At 72.5% G+C, this 24,851-nt stretch carries 19 protein-coding genes; 7 read left to right on the top strand and 12 right to left on the bottom strand.

Annotated features, from left to right (window positions below):
* Positions 1–40 precede the first annotated feature (40 nt).
* Both CRT23_RS03710 and CRT23_RS03705 read left to right on the top strand, forming a co-directional pair.
* Complete coding sequence (locus CRT23_RS03710) at positions 41–388, top strand: DUF6460 domain-containing protein (protein ID WP_055955020.1); 348 nt, start codon at positions 41–43, stop codon at positions 386–388.
* 37 nt (positions 389–425) lie between these two features.
* Positions 426–704: a hypothetical protein gene (locus CRT23_RS03705; RefSeq protein ID WP_082513139.1), complete on the top strand. Its 279-nt coding sequence runs from the start codon at positions 426–428 to the stop codon at positions 702–704.
* A 185-nt stretch (positions 705–889) separates the two neighbouring features.
* Here CRT23_RS03705 and CRT23_RS03700 read toward each other — a convergent pair whose 3' ends face one another.
* From CRT23_RS03700 to CRT23_RS03675, 6 genes are all read right to left on the bottom strand, one after another.
* Complete coding sequence (locus tag CRT23_RS03700) at positions 890–1,555, bottom strand: L,D-transpeptidase (RefSeq protein ID WP_055955017.1); 666 nt, start codon at positions 1,553–1,555, stop codon at positions 890–892.
* Positions 1,556–1,745: 190 nt separating this feature from the next.
* The gene (nadC, locus tag CRT23_RS03695) at positions 1,746–2,609 is read right to left on the bottom strand and encodes a carboxylating nicotinate-nucleotide diphosphorylase (protein WP_103708654.1); all 864 of its coding nucleotides are present in this window, start codon (positions 2,607–2,609) and stop codon (positions 1,746–1,748) included.
* 68 nt (positions 2,610–2,677) lie between these two features.
* Positions 2,678–4,222 (bottom strand): L-aspartate oxidase, encoded by a 1,545-nt coding sequence (locus CRT23_RS03690; protein ID WP_103708653.1) that lies wholly within the window; start codon positions 4,220–4,222, stop codon positions 2,678–2,680.
* Positions 4,219–5,280: a quinolinate synthase NadA gene (gene nadA, locus CRT23_RS03685; protein WP_245435948.1), complete on the bottom strand. Its 1,062-nt coding sequence runs from the start codon at positions 5,278–5,280 to the stop codon at positions 4,219–4,221. Before nadA ends, CRT23_RS03690 begins: the two co-directional genes overlap by 4 nt.
* Before the next feature lie 163 nt (positions 5,281–5,443).
* Positions 5,444–6,442, bottom strand: coding sequence for a hypothetical protein (locus CRT23_RS03680; RefSeq protein ID WP_055955009.1), 999 nt, complete (start codon positions 6,440–6,442; stop codon positions 5,444–5,446).
* 199 nt (positions 6,443–6,641) lie between these two features.
* Positions 6,642–7,205, bottom strand: coding sequence for a sugar O-acetyltransferase (locus CRT23_RS03675; RefSeq protein ID WP_103708652.1), 564 nt, complete (start codon positions 7,203–7,205; stop codon positions 6,642–6,644).
* A gap of 149 nt (positions 7,206–7,354) precedes the next feature.
* Here CRT23_RS03675 and thiE point away from each other — a divergent pair, with 149 nt between their 5' ends.
* From thiE to CRT23_RS03660, 3 genes are all read left to right on the top strand, one after another.
* Complete coding sequence (gene thiE / locus CRT23_RS03670; protein ID WP_103708651.1) at positions 7,355–8,065, top strand: thiamine phosphate synthase; 711 nt, start codon at positions 7,355–7,357, stop codon at positions 8,063–8,065.
* Between the two features lie 44 nt (positions 8,066–8,109).
* A complete protein-coding gene (thiD, locus tag CRT23_RS03665; RefSeq protein ID WP_103708650.1) occupies positions 8,110–8,916 on the top strand; it encodes a bifunctional hydroxymethylpyrimidine kinase/phosphomethylpyrimidine kinase in 807 nt (268 codons plus the stop codon).
* Positions 8,917–9,002: 86 nt separating this feature from the next.
* The gene (locus tag CRT23_RS03660; RefSeq protein ID WP_055955455.1) at positions 9,003–9,632 is read left to right on the top strand and encodes an XRE family transcriptional regulator; all 630 of its coding nucleotides are present in this window, start codon (positions 9,003–9,005) and stop codon (positions 9,630–9,632) included.
* Positions 9,633–9,663: 31 nt separating this feature from the next.
* Here CRT23_RS03660 and CRT23_RS03655 read toward each other — a convergent pair whose 3' ends face one another.
* The 5 genes from CRT23_RS03655 to CRT23_RS03635 all read right to left on the bottom strand — a co-directional run bounded on the left by CRT23_RS03655 (position 9,664) and on the right by CRT23_RS03635 (position 14,795).
* Positions 9,664–10,251 carry an ABC-type transport auxiliary lipoprotein family protein gene (locus tag CRT23_RS03655; protein WP_055954998.1) on the bottom strand — a complete coding sequence of 196 codons (588 nt, stop codon included), beginning with the start codon at positions 10,249–10,251 and terminating at the stop codon, positions 9,664–9,666.
* Between the two features lie 109 nt (positions 10,252–10,360).
* Positions 10,361–11,443, bottom strand: coding sequence for an MlaD family protein (locus tag CRT23_RS03650; protein WP_055954995.1), 1,083 nt, complete (start codon positions 11,441–11,443; stop codon positions 10,361–10,363).
* Positions 11,444–11,511: 68 nt separating this feature from the next.
* Complete coding sequence (locus tag CRT23_RS03645) at positions 11,512–12,234, bottom strand: ABC transporter ATP-binding protein (protein ID WP_348628834.1); 723 nt, start codon at positions 12,232–12,234, stop codon at positions 11,512–11,514.
* Positions 12,235–12,365: 131 nt separating this feature from the next.
* The gene (locus tag CRT23_RS03640; protein WP_103708648.1) at positions 12,366–13,508 is read right to left on the bottom strand and encodes an MlaE family lipid ABC transporter permease subunit; all 1,143 of its coding nucleotides are present in this window, start codon (positions 13,506–13,508) and stop codon (positions 12,366–12,368) included.
* Between the two features lie 60 nt (positions 13,509–13,568).
* Positions 13,569–14,795, bottom strand: coding sequence for an MFS transporter (locus CRT23_RS03635; protein WP_103708647.1), 1,227 nt, complete (start codon positions 14,793–14,795; stop codon positions 13,569–13,571).
* 148 nt (positions 14,796–14,943) lie between these two features.
* Between CRT23_RS03635 and CRT23_RS03630 the strand changes: the two genes are divergently transcribed.
* Positions 14,944–16,134: a hypothetical protein gene (locus tag CRT23_RS03630; protein ID WP_103708646.1), complete on the top strand. Its 1,191-nt coding sequence runs from the start codon at positions 14,944–14,946 to the stop codon at positions 16,132–16,134.
* Positions 16,135–16,250: 116 nt separating this feature from the next.
* Positions 16,251–16,715: a DUF1489 domain-containing protein gene (locus CRT23_RS03625; protein ID WP_103708645.1), complete on the top strand. Its 465-nt coding sequence runs from the start codon at positions 16,251–16,253 to the stop codon at positions 16,713–16,715.
* A 96-nt stretch (positions 16,716–16,811) separates the two neighbouring features.
* Here CRT23_RS03625 and CRT23_RS03620 read toward each other — a convergent pair whose 3' ends face one another.
* Positions 16,812–24,713 carry a hypothetical protein gene (locus CRT23_RS03620; protein WP_103708644.1) on the bottom strand — a complete coding sequence of 2,634 codons (7,902 nt, stop codon included), beginning with the start codon at positions 24,711–24,713 and terminating at the stop codon, positions 16,812–16,814.
* Positions 24,714–24,851 lie beyond the last annotated feature (138 nt).

Below are 24,851 nucleotides of genomic sequence, written 5' to 3'. Positions count from 1 at the left end.
CGGACGCACGGCCAGGATGACGGCCAAGGGATAGGACCCGATGACGCTCGACCACGATCCGCGCCGCCCGCCGCCCTACGGAGGCCAGCCCTATGCCGGCACGCCGTTCCCGGAGCAGGGCCGGCGCTCGGCCCTGCGGCGCTTCCTCGGCGGCTCGCCCGCCGCCGTCTTCATGAAGCTGCTGTTCCTGTCGGTGCTGGTGGGCGCCGTGATGGCGACCCTGGGCGTCACCCCCGGCCTGCTGTTCTGGCACGCCTACGACGCGGTCCGGACCCTGATCGACCTCGGCCTCGCCACCTTCCACGATTTCGGCCGCTGGATCCTTGCCGGTGCGGTCGTGGTGGTGCCGCTCTGGCTCCTGTCGCGCTTCTTCGCGGTGTCGAAGTAGCGGGTCCGAAGGGCGGCTGAACCGAGCGGAGGCGGGAATGGGCTCTGAAGCGTCGATCCCGGCTTCGGATAGCGGGAAGCGTCAGGCGGCGATCGCCAACGAGCGCGCGAAACTTCTGGCGAACGCCCTGGACAGGGCATCGACCGCTTGCGTCACGGTCGGCGTCTTGGGCCCGACGGCCGCTGCCCTATATGGATTGGGACAGGTGGTCTTTGGTGGACATGGCTTTCTGTTCGCGCTCGGCGCATTCTCCTGGCTCACGGCCGCGGCGCTGCTCCACATGATGGCCCGTCAGGTTCTGGGGAGGATCAGGTGACCGGACTCTGGCTCTTCGCCAACATCGTCTTGCCCCTGACCGTCGTAGTCATGGGCTATGCCGCCATGCGGTGGGATCGTCATCAATCGTCGAAGTGAGGGCCGACGCGTCTGCGTCGGGCAAGAACGAAGAAGGGCCGGTGTCTCCACCGGCCCTTCTTCGTTCTTCACTTCGTGCCGAAAGGCTCAGCGCTGGACGATGACCTTCGCGCCGACCTTGGCGCGGGTGTAGAGATCGGCCACGTCGTCGTTGGTCATGCGGATGCAGCCCGAGGACACGGCGGTGCCGATCGTCTCCGGCTCGTTCGAGCCGTGGATGCGGTAGATCGAGTTGCCGAGGTACATGGCGCGGGCGCCGAGCGGGTTCTCGATCCCGCCCTTCATGAAGCGCGGCAGGTCGGGACGGCGGCGCAGCATCTCGGCCGGGGGACGCCAATCGGGCCACTCGCGCTTCATGGTGATGGTCTGCACGCCGCCCCAGGTGAAGCCCGGGCGGCCGACGCCGACGCCGTAACGCAGGGCCTTGCCGTCGCCCAGCACGTAGTAGAGGCGCCGTTCGCCGGTGGAGACCACGATGGTGCCCGGGGCGTAGCTGCCGGCGTAGGCGACTTCCTCGCGCTGGATCGCCGACATCTGCGGCACGGCCGAGGACGGGGCCATCGGGTCGACGGCCGGCAGGGAGGCGTTGGCGGTCGGGAGCGCGACGGGCTCGTTCTGCGGCCGCACCCGGATCACCAGGGCGTTATCCAGCGGCTGACGGGTGAGCGGGTCGATCTCGTAGGCGGCGGCGGGCGACGCCCACGCGCCCAGCGCGCAGACGAGCCCGGTCAGGGCGGGGGCGAAACGGCGCATCGGAGCCTCTCAAAGGCGAACGTATTCTGTGGAAACGGCTTGGAAAACTTGACGCACGTTACGGTGCGAAGTGTGCCCAAGACGTAAACGCTCACGCTTCAAAGCCAAGCCGAATTCGCACCGCAGCGACGCTTGCCGCGGCGTCGTGATTTCATGGCAACACCGTGGCACCTTGGCCGTGGGGCGCCCCTCAGACCGCGTCGAGGCCGAGGTCGATGATCGGCGCGCTGTGGGTGATCCAGCCGCACGAGATCAGGTCGACGCCGGAGGCCGCCACGGCGCCCACGGTGTCGCGGTTGATCCGGCCCGAGGCCTCCGCGATGGCCCGGCCGTCGATCATCGCCACGGCCTCGGCGAGCTGCTGCGGGGACATGTTGTCGAGGAGCACCGCGTCGGCATTCACCGAGAGCGCCTGCTCCAGCTGCGCCAGGGTGTCGACCTCCACCTCGATCTTCACGAGGTGGCCGGCATAGGCCCGGGCGCGCGTGATCGCCGGGACGATGCCGCCGGCCACGGCGACGTGGTTGTCCTTGATCAGCACGGCGTCGTCGAGGCCGTAGCGGTGGTTCGAGCCGCCCCCGGCGCGCACCGCGTGCTTCTCCAGGGCGCGCAGGCCCGGGGTGGTCTTGCGGGTGCAGACGATGCGGGCCTTGCCGTGAGGCCGCGCCGCCTCGACGAGGGAGGCGGTCGCGGTGGCGACGCCGGACATGCGGCACAGGAGATTGAGGGCGACGCGCTCGGCGGTGAGGATGGCCCGGGCCGGCCCGGCGAGGCGGATCACCACGTCGCCCGGCTTCACCCGGGTGCCGTCGCCGCGCTCCACCGTCACGGCGACGCTCGGGTCGATCAGCCCGAAGGCGATCACCGCCGTGTCGACGCCGGAGATCACCCCGTCCTGGCGGGCGGCGATGACGCCGTCCAGGCGGGCGCTGGCCGGCACGATGGCGTCGGTCGTGATGTCGCCGGCCCGGCCGAGATCTTCCAGCAGCGCCGCGCGGACGATGGGCTCCACCATCAGGCGGGGCAGGGGAGGCAGCTCTGAGGGGTCGGACATGGTCCAGCTTCCGGTACGGAGGACGCGGGGCCGGCCTCGGTGTTGAAGCCGGTCCGGATTCGCAGGGCTCAGGCGGCGACGACGGCCTGGCCGGGCTCGACCGCCTCGGCCATCGCCCAGAGGTCGGACAGCGCCAGCTCGGTATGCACCGGCGCCTCCTGAGCGGGATGATCGCTGCGCCAGTGCGCGCCGCGGCTCTCCCGCCGCGACAGGGCCGAGGCCGCGATCAAGAGGCTCGTCAGGGCGGCGTCGCAGCCGGCCCGTGCCGCCGGGGCGAGGTCACGGACGGCGTCCGCCAGGCCGTCGGCCTCGCGCACCACGCCCACCTGCCGCTCCATCACGGCGCGCAGGACCTCGTAATCCCCCTCGCTCCGGGGCGTCGCGGCCTCGGCGCGGGCCTGGCCCGGGGCCGGCACCGCGGCGGCGGCCTCGGCGATCGCCGGCGCGAAGGCCATCGCTTCGAGCAGCGAGTTGCTGGCGAGCCGGTTGGCGCCGTGCAGCCCGGTCGAGGCGACCTCGCCGCAGGCGAACAGGCCCGGCACCGTGCTCGCACCGGTCGCGTCCACCTTCACGCCGCCCATGTGGTAATGCGCGGCGGGCCGGACCGGGATCGCCGCGACGCGCGGATCGATGCCGGCCGCGGCGCAGAGGCCGGCGACGGTGGGAAACCGCGTGGCCATGCGGACACCGAGATCGCCCCGGCAATCGAGGAAGACCTGCGCGCCGCGCGCCTGCGCCTGGAAGATGCCCCGCGCCACCACGTCCCGCGGGGCGAGATCGCCGCCGGCGATGCCGGCCATGACGGGCGCGCCGGTCTCGTCGATCAGCCGCGCGCCCTCGCCGCGCAGGGCTTCGGTGGCCAGCGGCATCGGGTCCGCGCCGGTGGCGATGGCGGTGGGGTGAAACTGCACGAACTCCATGTCGCGCAGCACGGCGCCGGCCCGGGCCGCCAGGGCGAGGCCTCGCCCGGTGGCGCCCCGCGGGTTGGTGGTCGAGGCATAGAGCGCTCCGACCCCGCCGGTGGCCAGGACGACGGCCCGGCCGGGCAGGGGGAAGCGCAGGCCGTCGCGCTCGCAGACCACGCCGGCCACGGCACCGCGGGCATCCCGCATCAGGTCGCGGGCCGAGGCCACGAGGAGCGTGACGGAGGGCGTGCGCGCGACCACCCGGACCAGGGTTTCCAGCACCATCCGGCCGGTGGAATCCCCGCCGGCCCGGACGATGCGGCGGCGCGAATGGACCGCCTCGAGGCCGAGGGCGAGCGCACCGGCGGCGTCCCGGTCGAAGGGGGCCGCGAGGCCGACGAGCCAGTCGATCAGGCCGGGGCCGGCCGCGGCGACGCGCAGGGCGACGTCCGCCTCGGTCAGGCCGGCGCCCGCCGCCACGGTGTCGGCGGCGTGCAGGGCCGGGGCGTCGTCGCTGCCCATGGCGGCGGCGATGCCGCCCTGCGCCCAGCCGGTGGCGGTGCCGAACCCCAGGGGCGCGGCGGTGACCAGGGTGACGGGGCGCGGTGCCAGGCGCAGGGCCGTGGCGAGGCCGGCGATGCCGGCACCGATGACGATGATCCGGTCCGAACCCGGAAGCGCGAAGGAGAAGGGGGCGTGCGCGTTCATCGCGTCCGCACCGCGAGCATGCGCTCCACCGCCATCCGGGCGCGCTCGGCGAGTTCGGGTTCCACGGTGACCTCCTGGGTCATGGTCTCCAGGGCGTGGCGGATGTTCTTCAGGCTCATGCGCTTCATGTGCGGGCACAGGTTGCAGGGCTTGATGAACTCGATGTCCGGATTGGCCGCCGCGATGTTGTCGCCCATGGAGCACTCGGTCACGAGCACCACCTGCTTGGGCCGCTTTTCCAGGACGAAGTTCATCATCATCGCGGTCGAGCCCGAGAAATCGGCCTCGGCGACGACCTCCGGCGGGCATTCCGGGTGGGTGATGACGGTGACGCCCGGATAGCTCTCGCGCACCTCGCGGATATCGGCGGGCGTGAACTGCTCGTGCACCTCGCAGTGACCCGCCCAGGTCAGGATCTCCACCTCCGGCACCATTGCCTGGACGTTCTGGGCGAGGAACTCGTCCGGGATCATCAGCACGCGCGGCGCGTTCAGCGAGCGCACCACCTCGACGGCGTTGCCGGAGGTGCAGCACAGGTCGGATTCCGCCTTCACCGCCGCCGAGGTGTTGACGTAGGTGACGATCGGAACGCCGGGGTACTTCGCCCGCAGGCCGCGCACGTCCGCCGCCGTGATCGAATCGGCCAGGGAACAGCCGGCGCGGCTGTCGGGGATCAGCACCGTCTTGCCCGGGTTCAGGAGCTTGGCGGTCTCGGCCATGAAGTGGACGCCGGCGAGCACGATGACGTCCGCATCCACCGTCACGGCCTCGCGGGCCAGCGCCAGGCTGTCCCCGACGATGTCCGCCACCGTGTGGAAGATCTCCGGCGCCTGGTAGTTGTGCGCCAGGATGACGGCGTTGCGCGTCTTTTTCAGCGCGAGAATCGCGGCGACGTCCCCGGCCAGGGCCGGCCACTCGATCGCCGGCACGTGACGGCTGACGCGCGCGTAGATCTCGGGCAGGGGAAAGCCCGCGGGAAACTCCTGGCCCGCCTGAAGACCTTGGCTTGCAGGAAGACCCCGAGAAGCCGGGCCGATCGGGAGACTGGTCGCCGCCATTGACGCGTCCTCACTTATGCTCAAATTGAGCATTGTGCCGACTAACGTAGGCGGCCCCGATCGCCTTGTCCAGATATGCAGGGTTTGAGCATAACGTTTTTGCGATGCGAAAATGACGCTGCACCGCGAATGTCATCGGGGTCCGTAAGGGGTGTTCGCCGGATCAGGCGGGCCGGCGGGCCGGGCGCAGGCGGAAGCCCGGAGCCGGGCGCTCCAGCAGAACCTCTCGGCGGAAGCGTACGAGGCGGGCCGGCCGGCCGGTGGCGCCGCTGGTGACGTCGTCGGTTTCCTCCACCAGGCCTTGCTGCGCCACGAGGCGGCGGAAGTTCTGCTTGTGCAGGTTGGTGCCCGACAGGGCCTCCACCGTGCGCTGGAGCTGGAACAGCGTGAAGGTCGGGGGCATCAGCTCGAACACCACCGGGCGGTACTTGATCTTGCCCCGCAGGCGGCCGATGGCCGTGGCGAGCACGCGGCGATGATCGAGGGCCATGGGTTGGCCCGTGATCGCGACATCCGCCTCGCGGACCTCGCCGGACTGGCCCTGCGCCTCCGGGATCAGCCCGGCCTCGAACAGCAGCTCGTAGCGCTCCAGCACGCGCTCCTCGTTCCAGGCACCGCCGCAGAGCCCGAAGGTCAGGCCGAGGCGGTCCTCCCGCCGGCGGCGCAGCTTCGGGTCGAGGGCCTGCTCGGCCCAGGCCAGGAGCTGGGTCTCGATCTCGCCGAGCGATGCGGGCCGGCCCTCCCGCCAATCCTCCCAGGGCAGGTAGCGGTACCAGTTGCGCCAGGAGGCCTCCGCCAGTCCGCCGGGGCGCACCTCGCGCACCAGGGCGAGGTAAGCCACCGACAGGGAATGCAGGCCGCCGGCATCGTCGCCCTGCCGGTCGCGGTCGCCGAAGGTGTAGAGCTGCTCGACATAGCCCAGGCGCTGGTGGGTCTGGCGCTCGACCCAGGCGCGCAGGCCGCGCTCCAGAGTTGGGTGCTCCGGCACCAGGGGTCCGGCCGGGAGCCCGTCCGAGCGGCCCCTGGCCTGACCGCCGACCTGGACCGTGAGGGCGCGCGGCTCGCCGTCGGTGGCCGCGATGATGACGGCCACGAGCCCGACGGCGGAGGGATTGGAGAGCGCGCTCTCCGAATCCCGCTGGGTCTCCTCCGCCGTGGTCACGCGCCCCGATCCCCGCCGCTATCCGTCTCGTCCGCTCAGCCTGTCCCTGCTCATGGCACATCGCGGCGGCGTGATGAATGTGGAAAAACCGCCGCGGCGGATTCGTCCCAAGCGCGGATCGGAGGTCGTAAGCGGGGATCGGGCCACGCCGGCATCGCGCCGGGCCGGACTCGTCCGAGTTCGGATCCGGGCGGACGTCTCAGGCCGGGCTGCGGGGCAGGGCGCGGGCGGGGTTGCCCACCACCGTGGCGCCCTCGGGAACGTCGCGGGTGACGACGCTGCCGGCGCCAATGATGGCGTGGTCGCCCACGGTGATCCCGGGGAGCAGGATCGCGCCGCCGCCGATCCAGACGTTGCGGCCGATCCGGATCGGGCGGGCGAATTCGAGGCCGGCCTCCCGCGGACCCGGTTCGCGCGGATGGTCCGGCGTGAGGATCTGGACGCCGGGTCCGATCTGCGTGCGGTCGCCGATGCTGACCGGGGCGCAATCGAGGATGACGCAGCCGAAATTCAGGAAGACGTGGGCGCCGAGGCTGATGTGCAGCCCGTAATCGCAGTGGAACGGCGGGCGGATCACCGCGCCCTCGCCGACCGCGGCGAGGCGTTCGCGCAGGAGCTCGCGGCGGATCGCGGGCGTCTCCGCCAGGGCGGCGTTGTAGCGCTGCATCCAGACCTTGCAGGCATGGCTGTCGGCGTGAAGCTCCGGGTCGTCGGGATTGTAGATCTCGCCGGCGAGCATCTTCTGCTTCTGCGTGCGGTCCATGCGCGGGGCGTGTCCCTGTCTGGGGCGGGGTTGGCTCGGGGGTGGTACACGGAGCCGTGTCGGAACGCTCCGCCGGGGCCGGACCTTCCGATCGTGGCGGTGCAGCCCTACACTACGCGAAACCAACGACGAAACCGGGGAAACGCAGCGTGATCGGACGGGACGAAGCCATCGGTCGGGGCCGGCCGGTCGACCTGCGGCTCTACGGCCTCCTCGATACCGGCGTGTCCGGCACCGACGGCAACCGCCTCGCCGCGATGGCGGCGGAGGCCGTGCAGGGCGGGTGCACGCTGCTGCAGTACCGGGAGAAATCCATCCCGGATGCCCGGGCGGCCCTGGCCCGCATCCGGGCGATCCACGCGGCGCTGGCGGGTACGGGCGTGCCCCTCCTGGTCAACGACCGGGTCGACCTCGCGCTCGCGGCCGGCGTCGAGGGCGTGCATCTCGGGCAGAGCGACCTGCACCCGGCCGAGGCCCGCCGCCTGCTCGGGCGCGAGGCGCTCATCGGCCTGACCCTGAAGACCGGGACCCAGGCCGACGAGCTCTACCGCCTGCCGGTGGATTACGCCTGCATCGGCGGCGTGTTCGCCACCACCAGCAAGGACAACCCCGACCCGCCGGTGGGCCTCGACGGCCTCGCCCGCATCGTCTTCCGGGGGCGCCTCGCCCGGGGCGCCGCCTTCCCCCTCGGGGCGATCGCCGGCATCGACGCGAGCAACGCGGCGGCGGTGATCGAGGCTGGGGCCGACGGGATCGCGGTGATCACGTCGCTGTTCGGCGGCGAGTCCGTGGCCGGCCGCGCCCGCGACCTCCGCTTCCGGGTCGATTCGGCCCTCGCCGCGCGGGGCGTCGCGGCCTAAGCTTCAGGAACGCCAGAGTTTATTTAAGCCAGGACCCCGACACCATGACCTTCATCGCTGTCACCATCGCGGGATCCGACTCGAGCGGCGGGGCCGGCATCCAGGCCGACCTGAAGACCTTCGCGGCCCTGCGGGTCTACGGGGCCAGCGTGCTCACCGCCCTGACCGCGCAGAACACCCGCGGCGTCCAGGCCATCCACGACGTGCCGGCCGACTTCGTGGCGGCGCAGATCGACAGCGTGTTCTCGGACCTCGCCGTCGGGGCGGTGAAGATCGGGATGCTGTCGCAGGTGGCCACCATCGAGGCGGTGGCGGCCGGGCTCGCCCGCCACGCGGGCAGGATCCCGATCGTGCTCGACCCCGTGATGGTCGCGACCTCCGGGGACCGGCTGATCTCCGAGGCCGCCGTGGAGGCCCTGCGCCGCCACCTCCTGCCGCTCGCCGACCTCGTCACCCCCAACCTGCCGGAGACCGCGACCCTGATCGGCGAACCCACCGCCGAGACCGAGAACGCCGCCGTGGCCCAGGGCCGCCGCCTCCTCGCCATCGGGGCCAGGGCCGTCCTGGTGAAGGGCGGTCACGGCGACGGCGACGAGAGCGTCGATCACCTGATGAGCGGCGACGGCACGCTCCGGCGCTTCGCCGCCCCGCGGATCCGCACCCGCAACACCCACGGCACCGGCTGCACCCTGTCCTCGGCCGTGGCGGCCGGCCTCGCCCGCGGCCTGCCGATGGTCGAGGCGGTGGCGCAGGCCAAGCGCTACGTCTCCGCCGCCATCGCGGGGGCGGACGGCGTTGCCGTCGGGCACGGCCATGGCCCGGTGCACCATTTCCATGCCCTCTGGGCCTGACCGCGCCTTGCGTCGCTCCGCCGTTTGCGTTTGAAGTAACGCACAAGCGTCCGGTTAATGGAACGGACGCGCGGATGTCGGAACCGATGGACGACCAGTTGACGACGCCCGAACGCGGGCGGCAGCGGGACATACTCACCGGAGCGCAGGTGCTCTCCGGGCAGCTCGGCAAGACGATCCAGCGCCTGCGCAAGGCCTACAACCTGTCCCTGTCGGAGCTGGCCGAGCAGTCCGGGGTGGCCAAGTCGATCATCAGCCAGATCGAGCGCAACGAGACCAACCCGACCCTGGCCACGATCTGGCGCCTGAGCCAGGCCCTCGACGTCTCGATCGAGCGCGTGCTCGCGACGAGCGACGAGGAGCCCTTCATCGAGAAGACCTCCCGCGCCGACACGCCGATCCTGGTCTCGGACGACGGCAAGATCCGCCTCGCCATCATCGGCTGGATCAAGACCGTCGAGTGGCTGCAATGGTACGACCTCACCGCCGATCCGGGCGGCGTGCTCGATTCCGACCCGCACCAGCGCGGTTCGGTGGAATCCCTGACGGTGACGTCGGGCCTGCTCGAGGTCGAGGTCGCGGGCACGGTCCAGCGCGCCCGGGCCGGCGAGACCCTGCGCTACCGCTGCGACCGCCCGCACACCGTGCGCTGCATCGGGCCGGAGCCGGCCAAGGCCATCATGGTCGTCATCATGAAGGCGGCCGTGATGGAGTGAGGCCGGCGGGGGCGCCCGGCCCCCTCGCGCCTCAGCGGCCCGAATTCACCCAGGCGACCATCTCGCCCAGCACCCGCGCCAGCGCGGCGTCGAGGCCGACCGCGGCGGTGCCGGCATCGACCTTCGGCACCGGCACGCGGGCGGTGAAGATCCGCGCCGCGATCACCTTGCCGGTGCCCTCCGTGATGATCTTGGCCGAGATGTCGACCACGGCCTCGCCGGAGCCGGCCGCGATGTCGAAGGCCCGGATCTCGCTGATGAGCTGGTAGTCGGACACGATCTTATCGCCGGGGCGGCTCACCGATTTCAGGCGGCCGGAATTCTCCAGGCTCTGGATCAGCCGCGTCTGGATCAGGCGCGGCAGACGGTCGGCCCACTGGCCGCCGCCGAGGAAGGACAGGGCCCCGCCCGGCTCGCGCACGATGATGCGGTCCGCCTCGAAGGGCTGGATGCCCACGGGTTCGGCCACGGTGAACGACCGCGCCGCACCGACCGTCCGCCCGGTGGGGGGCAGCGCCGCGAGATCGAAGGTGAGCGGCACCGCGCCGCCGCCGCAGCCGCCGAGGCCGGCGGCAAGGAGCATCGCGACGAGCGCGGGGGCCGTCTGGTGAAGTGTCATACGCATTCCGGAAACCCGTCGCCGCACTGACGCACAGCGTGGCGGTAAACTAACGCAAGTCCGGAATGTTGCCGTGCGCCGCAGCACGCTTGGCCGGAGGGCGGTCGCTTCAGCGGCCACCGTTGTATTCCGGCAACGAAGGCTTGCCGCCGAAGATGACCTGGGAGGGATCCCGCTCCAGGCTCTTCACCGTCCGGTTCAGGGTGTTGAGCGTGCGCTGGCCGTCGGTCGAGAGCGCCTCCACCTCGCGCCGCCCGGTGCCGCTCAGCCGGTTGAAGCTGGTGGCGATGTTCGAGGTGCGCTTGTCGAGGTTCTCGGAGAGGGTCCGGAAGGCCTTCCCGGCATCGCGGACGGAGATCGCCGCCTCGCGGACCTCGGTGAAGGTGCTGGTGCCGGCCGAGCCGGAGGCAGAGCCGAGGAAGCCCTCGGCCCCCTTCAGCACGGCATCGACGCGGTCGGCGGAGGCGTTGAGCTTGGCGGCCAGGGAGCGCGCGTCCTTGAGGGCGCCCTCGATGTCCGGGCTTCCGGCGGCGAGGGCCCCGGAGAAGCGCTCGGCATTGTCGATGACGCGGTTGAGCTTCTGCCCGTCGATCGCCTTCACCAGGCCGCTCACGGCCGGTCCGGCCTCCGCGAGGGTCTTGGAGAAGGCTTCCACGTTGGCCAGGGTCCGGGTGATCGCGCCCTCGTTGCCGGCCACCACCTTGTCGAGGCGCTGGAGCACGTCGTCGGCGCGCTGGGCGATCTGCTTGGCCGCCGCCATCATGTCCTGGATGTCGGAGCTGTCGGCGAAGATCGTCGGCATCTGGTCGCCCGAGCCCGGGGTCAGGGCCGGGGCGTCGGCATTGCCGCCCGACAGGGAGATCGTCGAGACGCCGGTGAGCATCGCCGAATCGAGGCGGGCGCGGGTATCGGCGCGCAGGGGCGTGGTGCGCTCCACCTCGACGATGGCGACGACGCGGCGCGGATCCTGCGGCAGCAGGCGCACATCCATGACCTCGCCGACCTTGATGCCGTTGAAGGCCACCGTCGAGCCCTTGGCGAGCCCGCCGACGCTGCCGGAGAAGACGATGCGCACGGCTTGCCGGACCTGGCTCCGGGATCCGCCCTGGAGCCAGAAGACGAAGCCGAAGGCCGCCACCAGCACCGCGAGGGTGAAGGCGCCGATCAGCGCGTAATTCGCACGAGTCTCCATCGGATCAGCAATACCTTGACGGGGTGGGGCGCGGGCGGTGCGCGGCGGCACGCTGGAGGCGGCGGGCGTCAGGCCGGCGCATGGTGCGTGCCTGGCGGGACGACCGCGCGTCCGCGCTTGCCGTGGAAGTAGGAGCGCAGCCAGGGATGGTCGCTCTCGAGCATCTCCGCGATCGTGCCCTGCGCGATGATCTGGCCGTCGCCCAGGGCCGCGATGCGGTCGCAGGCGGTGTAGAGGCTGTCGAGGTCGTGGGTGACCATGAAGACGGTCAGGCCCAGGGTCTGCTTCAGGGTCGCGACGAGCTCGTCGAACTCCCCGGCGCCGATCGGGTCGAGGCCCGAGGTCGGCTCGTCGAGGAACAGGATCTCGGGATCGAGGGCGAGGGAGCGGGCGAGGGCCGCGCGCTTGATCATGCCGCCCGACAGTTCGGAGGGCAGCTTGTCGGCGGCATCCGGCTTCAGGCCGACCATCTCGATCTTCAGGCGGGCGAACTCGTCGAGGAGGCGCTCGGACAGGTTGAGATGCTCGCGCATCGGCATCTGGATGTTCTGCTTGACGGTGAGCGCCGAGAACAGCGCACCCTGCTGGAAGAGCACGCCCCAGCGCTGCTCGATCTGGCGGCGCCGGGTCACGGTCAGGCCGTCCACGTTCTCGCCGAACACCTCGATGGTGCCGGCCCGCTTCGGCACGAGGCCGAGGATCGTCCGGGTCAGGACCGACTTGCCCTGGCCGGAGGGGCCGACGAAGCCCAGGATCTCGCCGCGCCGGATGTCGAGGTTCAGCCCCTTCATCACGATCTTGCTGCCGAAGCCGACCACCAGATCGCGCACGCGGATGATCGGCTCCGGCGCGGTCGCGGGCTCGGTCGTCTGCAGATGCGGGCTCGTCTGGAGATGCGGGGCGGACACGTTCGGGACCAGCCTCAGAAGTCGATCGCAGCGAAGAAGACGGCGAACAATCCGTCGAGGACGATCACCATGAAGATAGACTTGACGACTGAGGCCGTGACGTGGCGGCCGAGGGACTCGGCGGAGCCCTCCACGGCGAAACCTTCGATCGTCGCGATGATGCCGATGATCAGCGCCATGAACGGCGCCTTGATCAGCCCCACCGCCACGTGGTGCAGCGAGACCGCGGCCTGCAGGCGCGCCAGGAAGGCGTCGACGGTCATGCCGCCGTAGAGCGAGGCGGTGAGGCCGCCGCCGGCCAGGGCCGCCAGGGAGGCCAGGAAGGTCAGGATCGGCAGGCCGATCACCAGGGCGAGGATGCGCGGGACGATCAGGATCTCGATGGGATCGAGGCCCATCACCCGCAGGGCGTCGACCTCCTCGCGCATCCGCATCGAGCCGATCTCGGCGGTGAAGGCCGAGCCCGAGCGGCCCGCCACCATGATCGAGGTGAGCAGCACGCCGAGCTCGCGCAGGATGAGGAGCCCGATCAGGTTCACGACGAAGCTCTGGGCGCCGAAGCGCTGGAGCTGGAAGATGCCCTGCTGGGCGACGATGCCGCCCACGAGGAACGAGATCAGCACGATGATCGGCACGCCCCGGAAGGCGACCTGCTCGATCTGGTTGACCAGGGCGGTGCCCCGGAAGGTGCCGGGCCGGGCTGCGACCCGGATGCAGGCGGTGACCACCTCGCCGAAGAAGGCGAGTCCCGTGACGAGATCCGACTTCGCGCCGACGACCCGCCGCCCGAGATCGTCGAGGAAGCCGAAGACGCGTCCGCGGCGCGGCGGCGGCGGCTCGGCCTCGCGCAGCTTCACTTCGCTGAGAAGGATGCGGTGCTCGGGGGTCGCGCCCGCATAGGCCAGGCGCCCGCCGGCAGCCTCGATCTCCCCGCGGGTCCGCTCCAGCACCCAGGCGCCGAGGGTGTCCAGGCGGACGATCCGGCTGAGGTCGACCAGGAGGGCCGTGCCGGCGGCGCTGCCGGCGATGCGCGCGGCGGCGACCTCCACGGCCGCGCCCTGGTCGGCGGTCCAGCGTCCGGACAAGCCGATGCGACCGCCCTCGAGGATCGCGGCGTCGGCAGCCTCCGGAAGGGTCCTGATCTCGGCTCTAGCCAATGCCGCCGCACTCCATGCCGCGATCACGTAACACCGATCACGGTTACCGGACGGTCAAGGTTAATCGGGTTGTCCCGCCCCGTGACCCACAATCGTGGTGCTGTGAAGGCTGAAAGCGCGGGCGGCCTGCGCGGCGCGTGCCACGAGGCACAAGCCGAGGCCGGCCAGCGGCGCCATCAACACGAAGGCGAGCGGTCCCCCCCCGGCCTGGTAGGCGACCCCGGTCATCAGGGTCGCGCTGGCCGAGGCGAGGGCGCCTGCCGAGCTGACGGTGCCCTGGGCCCGCCCGCGGGCGCCGTCCGGGGCAAAGCGCGAGACCGCCGCCATGGCGCCGAGCTGCGTTGCCCCGAAGGTCAGGCCGTGCAGGACCTGGAGGGCGATCACCGGCCCGAGGCGATCCCCGAAGGCGGCCATGCCGACGGCGCGCAGGAGGGCAGCCCCACCGCCCAGGGCGAGCAGCGCGAAGGGGTTGCGCCAGCGCGGCGGCAGGCGGCCGATCAGGGCAAAGAGCAGGATCTCGGAGGCGACGCCGATGGCCCAGAGCGTGCCGATCCACGCGGCGGGAATGCCGTGCGTGCTCCAGTGGATGCTGCCGAACGCGTAGATCGCCGCGTGGCTCGACTGGATCAGGGCCGCCGCCCCGATCGAGAACCACAGGACGCCGGGCAGGGCGGGCCGGCCGGCCTCGGGATGGCGGGGTGGGACCGGGGGCGCCGCGATGCGGGACGTCGCCACGACCCCGGCGGCGATCAGCGCCAGCACGGTGAGGAGGAGGGGGACGGCGAGGCGCTCGCCCATCGCCCCGAGGGCGGCGCCGCCGGCGAAATTGGCGAGGAGGAAGCCGATGGAGCCGGCCATCCGGATCCGCGCGTAGTCGAGGCGGCGGCTTCGGCGCACGGCGCCCAGGGTCAGGTAGTCGATGCTGGGCACCAGGGGCGCGGCCGCGACGGCGTTCAGCGCGATGAGGAGCGCGAGCACGGGCCAGCCGAGGGCGGCGCCCGTGGGCATCAGCACGTAGGTTCCGGCCAGGACGAGGCTGCCGGCGAGCAGGATCCGCGGCGCGGCGATCCCCCGGTCGATCAGCCCGACCAGGGGGGCGGTGGCGACGATGCGGATCGCGATCGGCAGGGCGAGCAGGGCCCCGATCACGGTCGCGTCGAGGCCGAGGGCGTTCAGCCAGACCGGCATGAACGGCATGGCGATGCCGATCTCGACGAAGACGACGGCGTAGAGCAGCGACAGCCGAAAGGCGTTCGGCTCCGGGAGCGCAGGAGAGGGGTCAGACACGGCGACCGGATCGGGACGAGGGGGGCCTGGGAGAACGTCGCGTCAGGCGGAAGCTGCGTAAAGCCGGCGTTAAAGCGATCCTGTCAACCTGCGGCGGCTTGGACCCGGCGATGGCGTGCCGGTCCCCGCGGCCAAGGACACGTGCTTGATGTCGAGTTCCCATTCGCTGACGTCCCTCGACATCTCGGAATACGATCGCATCGAAGCGGCGATGACCGAGAGCGAGCGCGGTCGCTGGTTCCTCGACGCCTATCTCCGCCGCAATCGCACCACCGATACCGGGATCGTCCTCGACGCGATCGCCAGGCTGGAAAGCGTGGTCACCCGCGATCGCGAGAGCAGCCAGATGGGGCGCGTGCGCGGCGACCTGATGGACATGGCCCACGCCATCGCCCGGACCAAGGCCGAGATCGCGGCCATCCACGCGCCCGACCAGGACCAGAGCCGGCTCGGCGGTGCCTCCGCGGCCCTCGACGCCATCGTGCGCTCCACCGAGAACGCGACCTACGACATCCTCAGCGCGGCCGAGCACGTGCAGGAGGCCGCCTGGACCCTGCGCGAATCCGGCTCCGACGCCGCAATCTGCGACGAGCTCGACCGGCGCGCCACCGCCATCTACACCGCCTGCTCGTTCCAGGACCTCACCGCCCAGCGCACGGCGCGCATCATCCACACGCTGCGCTACCTCGAGGAGCGCCTCGCCGCCATGATGGCGATCTGGGGCGATGCCCTCGATCCGGACCCGGCGGGCCCGGGAGGCGCGGGTGCGCCGGAGGTCCAGCCCGACCTCTGCCAGAGCGACGTCGACCGCTACATCGACATGGACGGATCGTCCGCGGAGCCGGCGCCGTCGGCCGCCTTCGCCCGGGCGCCGCTGTCGGACGACCCCTCCGCCGCGGACGACATCGTCTTCCTCGAGGCGACCGACGCCGTGGCGGACACCGCCTCCGCCATGATGCTCGCTGAGGAGCCCGCGGAGGCCGCCGCTGAGGTCCCCGCGGAGGCGGCCGAGGACGCTTCGCCGTCCCTCGAAACTTCCTTCGATGCGCCCGAAGAGGCCGAACCCGTGCGCGCGGAGGACGGGTGCGCGGAGGAAGCCGTGGATGTGACCGCGGATGACGACGTGGCGACGTTCGCCCTGGAAGAGCCTGAGGCCGAGCCCGAGGCCGAGATCGAGGCAGCCCTGCCGGACGCCGAGGCGATCGATCCGGCCGCGGATGAGCCGGAGATGGTGCCGGCGGCGATTCAGGTCTCGGAGCAGGCCCGGACCGACATCGCGACGGCCTTCGCCGAGATCGATGCGCTCTCCGAGGACGAGAAGCGGGCGCTGTTCTCCTGAGCACCGGACGCTGAGCGGCGCGGGGTCGCGCCGCCCACGGAGGAGGCGCGCAGTTTCGGCGCGGCTGCTACAACGCCGCCATGCCTCCCGCCATACCCCCCGCGATGTCGCCCGCCATGCCTCGCGCAACACCCGGCGCCCACGCCCTGCATCTGCTGAAGCTCTGCGTCGGTCCCGCCAGCATCGGTGATCTCGAGGAGCGCATCGCCCGCAACCGCGAGGCGGCCCTGCGCGAGGGGCGCGATCCCGCCCCGGTGCACACCACCCGCATGGTGCCGACCCGCGCCGGCGACATCGTCGGACGCGGCTCGATCTACTGGGTGATCAAGGGCACGCTGCTGTGCCGCCAGTCCATCACCGCCATCACGCCGTTCACCGATACGGACGGGATCAGCCGCTGCCGGCTGATCCTGCAGCCGGAGGTGACCGCCGTCTCGCCGCGTCCGTGCCGGCCGTTCCAGGGTTGGCGCTACCTCAAGGCGGAGGATGCGCCGGCCGACCTCGACGCCCGCACGGCGGGCGGTCTCGCCGAGATGCCGGAATCCCTGCGCCGCGAACTCGCCGGCCTCGGGCTGATCTGACCCGCCCGATCCGACGCAACGCGGCGTCCAACGGGAAACCCCCGCCCTCCGGGGGGAGGGCGGGGGTCCGTTCGTCCGGCGCGCTGCGTCCGGGGCCTAGGCCCCGTCGAAGCGGCCGCTGGCATGGGCCAGCATGGTGTAGACCTTGCCGGTCTCCGAGGTGAGGTAGGCATCCGCCCGCGAGGAGTCGCGGTCGTTCTTCGAGACGTCGCCGAGCAGGCGCTCGAACTCGCCGACGTAGCGGTCGACCGTGCGCCGGAAATCGGCATCCGCGGCGTAGCGGCGGCGGACCTCCTCGAAGGTCTGCCGGCCCTGCGCCGTGTAGATCCGGCGGTCGAACAGGTTCGGCTCGCCCCGGCGGTAGCGCTCCCACAGCTCCACCGCGGTCTGGTGGTCGATCATCTTGCCGATGTCGCTGGAGATCGTCTCGAGGGCGGTGCGCCCGCGCTCGGCCGCGGTCTTCTGGGCCTCGGCCTGCTGCTTCGTGGCCGGCGCCGGAGCGCTCGGCGCCGGATCCGCATCCTCGTCCAGGGAGGCCCGCGTCAGCAGGTCCGAGAGCCAGCCGCGGCCCTCGCCGGCCCGGGCATCGGGACGGGCCGCCTGTGCGGTCCGGCCCGTCGCCGGGGCGGAGACGAGGTTCATCGACGTGCCGGGCCGGCCGGCCGCAGCCGCGGGCTTCGCCGGTGCGGCGGCCGGTGCGGCGGCGGAGGGCTTGGCCGGGGCGGCCTTCGCCGGAGCCGCCGGAGCGGCCGCGGCGGGAGCCGGCGTCGGCGTCGGTGCCGCGGCGGCGGGGCGCTTCGGCTCAGACACCTGCGGGACCGCCGCATCCACCGCCCGTCCCGAGCTCTGGACCAGGCTGGAGAGCTCGGTCAGGGCCTTGAGCTGCTCGGAGACCACCCGGCGCATCTCGCCGGTGGCATCCTGCGTCTCCCGCGGGATCTCCAGCACGCCGCGCTGGAGGTCGGCCCGGGTGGCATCGAGCTCACGCCGGATCTCGGCCGCCATCTCGCGCAGCCCGGAGACGGATTCACCGAAGCGGCCGGAGGCGGCTTCGAGGACGCCCATCATCTGCTGCGACGCCGCCTCGATCGCGGCGCGCACGGCCTCGGCGGTGCGCCCGCTCTCGCTGTCGGCGCTGGCGCGGAGGCCCTCGAACGCCTTGGCGACGGTGGTCCCGGCGCCCGCGGCGGTGTCGGACAGGCTGGAGCCCAGGGCCCGCGCCCGCTCCTCGGCGGCGCGCAGGGTCTCGCCGATCATCGCGTCGAAGCGTGCGGTCTGCGCGTCGAGGGTGCCGGAGCGCTCCTCGATCCGCGACAGCACGTTGGCGATGGCGGCCTCGCGCTCGCCCAGCCGGTCCGCGAGGCGGCTCTCGGCGCCCTGGATCTGGCCGGCCGCGCCCTGCAGCTGCCCGGCGGCGCCTTCGAGGTGGCCGACGGCCTGCCGCAGGGTCCCCGCATGGGTGCGGCCGATCTCGTCGAGGGCACGGCCGCGCTCGTCGAGGGAGACCGCCAGTTCGGCGGCGTCCCGCAGGGCGCCCTCGGCCACGTTCCGGAGAAGGTGGACCTGCTCGGACACCCCGGCGCTGGCGCGCTCGGTCTCGCTCGCCACGGCCGCCAGGCCGTCGCGGATGTCGGCGATCCGGTGCGAGAGGCTCGCTTCGATATGGCCGAGGTTCTGCCCGGTCCCGGCCAGGAGTTCGCGCAGGGCCTCGTTGGCCCCGTCGATGCGCTGGAGGACGGTCGTGAGTTCGCCGCGCATCTGGTCGTTGGCGTCGTTCAGGGACGCGATGGCGCGGGTCGCACCGCCGTCGATGGCCGAGAGCAGCGCCTCGGCGGAGGCGCGGGACTGGGCGGCCAGGGCCTCGGTGCGCTCGCGGATGGCGGCGACCAGCGGCGCTCCGCTCTCCTGCAGGGCCCGCTCGATGGCATCGCCGCGCAGCGCCAGGGCTTCGACGAGCTGGGCCGCCGGTCCGTCCACGATCGCGCGCAGGCGCTCCGACTGATCGGTGAGCTGGGCGACCACCGCGTTCCCGCGTCCATCGAGCGTCTCCACCAGGGCACCACCCCCGGTCTCGATGGCCCGGGTGATGGTTTCGGCACTCTCCGCGAGCCGGCGGGCGAGCGCCTGGCCGCGGGCCTCGACGAGCCCGGCCAGAGCCGTGGACCGACGGTCGAACGCCTCGGTCATGGCGCCGGTGCCGGCGTCGAGCAGGGCCGCCACGGCCTCGTTGCGCTGGTCGAGGGCTGCGGCCAGGGCCTGGCTGTGCGCCTCGGCGAGGGCCGCGTGGCGATCGACGCGCTCGTCGAAGGCCGCGAGCATCGCCGCGGTGCGCGCGTCGACCAGGGACGCGTAGGCGTCCTGACGGTCGTCGAAGGCCGTGGCCAGGGCATCGCCGCGCGAGGCCACGAGGGTGGCGAACACCTTCATCCGATTGTCGATGCGGTTCGTGAAGGCCTCCGACCGGCTGTCCACCGCCTCCGTCAGGGCCTGGCCCTGAGTGTCGATGGTGCGGGCGAACTCCGCCGCGCTGGCCTCCACGAGGCCGCCGAGGGCCGTGAGGCGCTCGTCGAACATCGCCGCCAGGGCGCTGCCGCGGTCCTCGGCCTGCTGTGCCAGGACGTTGGCGCGGTGATCCACGGTCTCGTCGAGGGTCCGGAGCTGGGCGTCGAACACCGATGCGAGGGTGCGGGTCCGCTCCTCGACGCGGTCGGCCAGGGTGCCGGCGCGGCCGTCCACGAGGCCTTCCAGGGCCCCTAGGCGCTCATCGAAGATCGCCACGAGGGCGCGGGTCCGGTCGTCGGCCTGCGTGGCGAGGCCCGATGCGCGCTCCTCGAACAGGGACACCAGGGTCTGCGCCATGGCCTCGGCCTGCTGGCGCAGGGCGCCCGCCCGGGCGTCCACCACCTGGTCGAGGGCGCCGACCCGCGTGTCGATGAGCGAGACCAGCGCCTGGGCGCGGGCATCGACTTCGTCGGACAGGGTGCCGGTGCGGTGATCGACGAGGCGGTCGAGGGCGCCGAGCCGCTCGTCGAACAGGGTGGTGAGGCCCCGCGTCTGGGTGTCGACCCGGTCGGTCAGGGCCTCGGCGCGGCCGTCGACCAGGCCGTCGAGGGCGGTCAGGACCTCGTCGAACAGGCTGCGCAGGCCCTGGGCCCGGGCGTCGAGCGACTGGGTCAGGTGGTTGCCGCGGCCGTCGACGATCGCGTCGAGGGCGCCGATGCGCTGGTCGAGGAGGGTGGTCAGGGCCTCGGTCCGGCTCTCGAGCGTCTCGGTCAGGTGCGCGCCGCGATGGTCGACGAGCTGGCCGAGAATGTTGATGCGATGGTCGAACAGGTTGGCTAGGGCGCGGGTGCGCTCGTCCACGGCCTGGGCCATCTCGCCGCTCCGGCGCTCCACCACCGCGTCGAGGCTGCCGAGGCGCTGGTCGAACTGCTCGACCAGGGTCTGGGCCTGGGCACCCAGGTTCTCGGCGAGGCGCTTGCCCCGGGTGTCCACGAGCTCGTCGAGGACACCGATGCGCTGGTCGAAGGTCTCCGCGAGGGCGCGGGTCCGGGCCTCGACCGAGTCCGCGAGGCTGCCGCCCCGACGGTCGACCACCTCGTCGAGCTGCTCGATGCGCTCGTCGAACAAGCTGGCCAGGGCCCGCGTCCGGGCCTCGACCGCCTCGGCGGCGCTGCCGAGGCTGGCCGCGATGGTGTCCACGAACGCACGGCCGCGCTGGTCGAGCGTGTCGTGCAGCGGCGCGATGCGGTCGCTGAAATTCGAGCCCAGGGAGCTGGCGTGGTTGTCGAGCAGCGCCCGGATCTCGCCCGTGCGGTCGTCCAGCAGCTGGTGGACCGTGCGCACGCCCTCGTCGAGGAGCGAGCTGATGTCGGACGTCCGGCGGTCGAGGGTGGTGCCGAGGCGGCCCTCGCCCTCGCTGAGCTGGCGATCGGCCTCGGCGACCATCTCGCGCAGGCGGGCCAGGATCGTCTCGCCGCGCTGCTCCAGCACCGCGCCGAGGGAGTTGCTGCCGAGGTCGAACAGGCGGGCGAGCTCGGTGATGCGGCCGCCGAGGGCGCCGAACACGGCGCGCCCCTTCTCGTCGAGCTCGGTGCCCATCGCGGCGGTCCGGGCATCGATGAGGCGGACGAGTTCGTCCGCGCGCTGCGAGAAGGCCTCGCGGATCGCCACGGCCTGGGTGTCCAGGGCCTCGTTGGCGCCCCCGGTGCGCTCGACGATCATGTCCACGAGCTCGCGGGTGCGGGTGGCCAGATCCTCGTCCACCGCACGGGTGCGGCTCTCGATGAGGCGGATCGCCTCGAAGGCCTGGGTCCCGAAGGATTCCTCGATGAGGCGGCTGCGCTCCTCGAGGGCGGTGCCGATCGCCTCCAGGCGACCGAGCACGCCGGCGTCGAAGCGCCCGGCGCCCTCGTCGAGGCGGCGGGACAGTTCCAGGGTCTGCTCGTCGAGGCGGCGGGCGATCTCCGCCGAGCGCTCGCCGAGGACGTCGCCGAGGCTGGCGCCGCGCTGGGCGATGTCGAGAGCCATGGTGTCGGCCCGCGAGTCGAGGGCCTGGACGAGGTCGCGACCCCCTTCGACCATGACGCGCGCCATCTCGGCGGTGCGCACGATCAGGGCTTCGTTCAGCGCGGTGGCACGGCCGCCGAGATGGCCGTCGATCTGCGCCACCAGGTTGGCGAAGGTCTCGCCGATCTCGGTCGAGCGACGGGCGGAGCGCTCCTCCAGGGCGCCGAGCTGGCTCTCCACGGCCTCCTGGGCCTCACGGGTGCGCTCGGCGATGCTGTCGGCCACCACCTTGCCCTGCACGGTGATGACGCGGTCCATCTCTTCGAGGCGGCCGGACACGGATTCGGTGAGGGCGGCGGTGTCGCGGGAGATGCGGTCGGCGAGGATGTCGCCGCGGGCGATGGTCTCCTGGAGGGTCGCGAGCCGGTCGTTGAGGACGCGGTCGATGGCCTGGACCCGGGTCTCGGTGGTGTCGGCGAAGCTGGCGCCGGTCTGGCTGAGGGCGTCGTTCACCCGCGCGCCCTGCGCGGTGACGGCCAGCACGATGTCGCGCCCGGTATTGGCGAGCTGGGTCTGGGCGTCCTGCGCCTGGGCGGCGATGAGGTCGCCGAGGGTCCGACCGTGGTTGTCGAAGACCGTCTCGACGTCGCGGATGCGGGCGATGAGATCGCCGCCGAGACCGTCGGCCGCGCGGGCGATCGTGCCGGCGGCGTCCTCGGCGCGCCGGGCCAGCTCGTCGTTGACGGCGTCCAGGGTGCTGCGCAGGGCTTCGATGGAGGCGCTGGCCTTGCTGCCGACCGTGTCGCCGAGACCGTCGGCGGCGTTGCGCAGGAGCTCGGCCGCCTCGGCGGTCCGGGCCGCGAGATCCGCCGACGTGGCGGCCAGCCGGTTCTCGAAGATCTGCACCGCCTCGACGGTGCGGGCCTCCAGCTCGCCGGTGGCACTGGCCGAGGCGCGGCGCAGGGACTGCGCGGCCTCGGTGGTGCTGGCGCCGAGGGCCACGGTGGTCTCCTCCGCGCTGCGGCGGAAGGTGTCGGCGGCCTCGGCCGTCCGGCTGCCGATCTCGGATTCGAGCGTCGCGGCCGTGACGCGCAGGCTGTCCACCGCCTCCAGGGCCCGGGTCTCGAAGGTGTGGCCGAGGGCCGACAGGGCGCCCTCGAGCGTCTGCGTGGCTTCCTGGGTCCGGGACCGCACGAGTTCGCCGACGCGATCGCCGGTCGTCCCGAGGGTGGATTCCAGGTTCGCGCCCTCGACCGTGACGGTCCGGTGCAGCTGATGCGCCACCGTCTCGATGCGCTCGGCCAGGGCCGAGCCGTGCTGGTCGAGACCGTTGGCGAGGCCTTCCACCGAGCGGAGGAGGTCGTCGCGCACGCCGCCGGCGCGGTTGCCGAAGGTCTCCACGATGGCGCTGGCGGCGAGCGCCAGGGCGGCCTGGGCCTCGCGGCCCGACGCGTCGATGCGCTCGGAGACCGATCCGCCATGGACGTCGATCGTCTCCCGCAGGCGGTTGGCCGCGGCCTCGATGCGCTCGGCCAGGGTGCCGCCGCGCTCGTCGAGGCGGGTGGTCGCGTCCTCGACCGAGCCGATCAGGGTCTCGCGGAGGGCGTCCGCGCGGGCGCCGAAGCTCTCGATGATCGCGCTGGCGGCCAGGGCCAGACCGGCCTGGGTGTCGCGGCCGCGGGCCTCGAACAGGTTCGAGACCTCCGCGCCGTGGACCGTGATGGTCTCGTGCAGGTGGGCCGCGGCGGTCTCGATGCGCTCGGCCAGGGCGCCGCCCTGGGTGTCGAGGCCGGAGGCGATGCCGTCCACCGAGCGGATGAGATCCTCCCGCACGCCGTCGGCGCGGGCCGTGAAGGTCTCGATGATGCTGCCGGCGGCGGCGGCGAGACCGGTCTGGGCCTCGCGGGCCCGGGCCTCGATGAGGGCGGACACGCCGGAGCCGGCGGTCTCGATCTCGCTGCGCAGCGTATCGCCGCGGGCGGAGATGTCGTGGGTGAGGGCGGCGCCGGTCTCGGCGAAGTGGGCGCGCAGGGCGTCGCCCGTCTCGGCGAAGTGGGCACGCAGGGCGTCGCCCGTCTCGGCGAAGCGCGCGGTGATCTCGCCGCCCGTGGAGGAGAACTGGGCCGTCAGCTCGGAGCCGCGGGCCAGGAAGGCCTCTTCCAGGCCGCGCGTGGACTGCTCGAAGGTCTGGCGGACGTCGCCGCCCTGGCGGTTCAGGGCCTCGATGACCTCGGAGCCGGTCTGGGCCAGGGTGCGCGCCACCTGCCCGGCATTCTCCGCCAGGGTGGTGGTGAGGATGCCGCCGGTGCGCTCGAAGGCCCGGGTGACCTCGTCGGCCCGGGTCTCCAGGGACAGCGTGAGGGCGCTGCCGACCTCCGCCAGACTGCCGCGGACTCCCTCGCTGGTGGAGGCGAGGCGCTGCACCAGGTCGTCGCCGCGGCCGGAAACCAGCTCGACGACGCGGTCGCCGGCCTCGCCGAGGGCGGCGGTGATCGCGTCGCCGCGGTCGCCGAGGGCCGACGTGATGGCCTCGCCGCGGGCGTCGAGGGCGCTGGTGACCCGGTCGCCGGCGCCGTTCACCGCCGAGACGATGCGCTCGGCGGCGCCGTCGAGCTCGGCCGTCAGGCTCTGATGGGTGCCCGTGATGGCACCGCGGACCCGCTCCGCATTGGCGATGATCGACTCGCGCTGGGCGACGAGCTCCTCGACGAGGGAGCGGATGCGGATCTCGTTGTCGGAATAGGCCCGCTCCAGGGTCGCGATCTCGCCGCGCACCAGGGTCTCGAGTTCGCCTGCCCGGGCCAGCGCCCGCTCGACGCCGTCGCCGACGGCCGCGACCTCGCGCCGGACGGTCTGCGACATGGTGAGCACCGCGTCGGTGGAGAAGTTCTCGGGCTCGGCCAGGCGGATCGCCACCTCGCCCACGGCGCGGGCGACGAGGCGCATCTCCTGGGCACGCACGGCGAGCATCCCCATGATGGCGAACAGCACCACGGGGCCCACGAGGGCGGTCGCCGCCACGGCGCCCTGGATCGCGCTCAGGCCCTGGAAGAAGCCGCGCAGGTCGCCGGAGGACTGCACCCAGGCCAGGGCGAGGAGGCCGGCGATCCAGAGGCCGCCGGCTGCGGCGGCGATGAGGTAGGGCGTGCGCGAGGGGCGGACGCGCAGGGTCTGCTGCAGGATGCCGATGTTCTGGCGGTCGTCGTTGGCCACCATGGAGCGGTCGGGCGGCAGGAGGCCACCCTCGCGACGCGGGCGGTTGCGGTCCGGCGGCGGCAGGTCCGAGGCGAGGGGCTGGTCGAGATCGAGGCGCGGCGGCGCGAGGCGACCGCTGGGATCGCGGAGGGGATCGCCGTCGCCGACATCCGGAAGGCGGGGTTCCGCCCGCAAGGCCTCGTCGCCCTGAGCGAACGCATCGAGGTTGAGAGCCTGCTCGATCGCCGACAGAGCCGCCTCGGCCGGATCCTTGAGCTTCTTTTCCGTGGCCATACAACGCCTCGTTACGCGTATCCCGATCGTCGGCCGCGCCCGCCGATCAAGGTTACTTTTACCAATTTACCAAGGAACTTTAGACTTCGGCACGAGGCTCCGATACCCGAGCCCGCCGCAGCGCCCAAAAAACCTTAA

The sequence above is a fragment of the Methylobacterium sp. V23 genome, from assembly GCF_002917135.1.
Classification (GTDB): domain Bacteria; phylum Pseudomonadota; class Alphaproteobacteria; order Rhizobiales; family Beijerinckiaceae; genus Methylobacterium.
This window is presented reverse-complemented; position numbering and strand designations above follow the sequence as displayed.

Excerpts from the sequence above, each read along its gene's own strand:
- CRT23_RS03710 (WP_055955020.1), top strand. The coding sequence starts at position 41 with ATGACGCTCGACCACGATCCGCGCCGCCCGCCGCCCTACGGAGGCCAG.
- CRT23_RS03705 (WP_082513139.1), top strand. The coding sequence starts at position 426 with ATGGGCTCTGAAGCGTCGATCCCGGCTTCGGATAGCGGGAAGCGTCAG.
- CRT23_RS03700 (WP_055955017.1), bottom strand. The coding sequence starts at position 1,555 with ATGCGCCGTTTCGCCCCCGCCCTGACCGGGCTCGTCTGCGCGCTGGGC.
- nadC (WP_103708654.1), bottom strand. The coding sequence starts at position 2,609 with ATGTCCGACCCCTCAGAGCTGCCTCCCCTGCCCCGCCTGATGGTGGAG.
- CRT23_RS03690 (WP_103708653.1), bottom strand. The coding sequence starts at position 4,222 with ATGAACGCGCACGCCCCCTTCTCCTTCGCGCTTCCGGGTTCGGACCGG.
- nadA (WP_245435948.1), bottom strand. The coding sequence starts at position 5,280 with ATGGCGGCGACCAGTCTCCCGATCGGCCCGGCTTCTCGGGGTCTTCCT.
- CRT23_RS03675 (WP_103708652.1), bottom strand. The coding sequence starts at position 7,205 with ATGGACCGCACGCAGAAGCAGAAGATGCTCGCCGGCGAGATCTACAAT.
- thiD (WP_103708650.1), top strand. The coding sequence starts at position 8,110 with ATGACCTTCATCGCTGTCACCATCGCGGGATCCGACTCGAGCGGCGGG.
- CRT23_RS03660 (WP_055955455.1), top strand. The coding sequence starts at position 9,003 with ATGGACGACCAGTTGACGACGCCCGAACGCGGGCGGCAGCGGGACATA.
- CRT23_RS03655 (WP_055954998.1), bottom strand. The coding sequence starts at position 10,251 with ATGACACTTCACCAGACGGCCCCCGCGCTCGTCGCGATGCTCCTTGCC.
- CRT23_RS03650 (WP_055954995.1), bottom strand. The coding sequence starts at position 11,443 with ATGGAGACTCGTGCGAATTACGCGCTGATCGGCGCCTTCACCCTCGCG.
- CRT23_RS03645 (WP_348628834.1), bottom strand. The coding sequence starts at position 12,234 with ATGAAGGGGCTGAACCTCGACATCCGGCGCGGCGAGATCCTGGGCTTC.
- CRT23_RS03630 (WP_103708646.1), top strand. The coding sequence starts at position 14,944 with ATGTCGAGTTCCCATTCGCTGACGTCCCTCGACATCTCGGAATACGAT.
- CRT23_RS03625 (WP_103708645.1), top strand. The coding sequence starts at position 16,251 with ATGCCTCGCGCAACACCCGGCGCCCACGCCCTGCATCTGCTGAAGCTC.
- CRT23_RS03620 (WP_103708644.1), bottom strand. The coding sequence starts at position 24,713 with ATGGCCACGGAAAAGAAGCTCAAGGATCCGGCCGAGGCGGCTCTGTCG.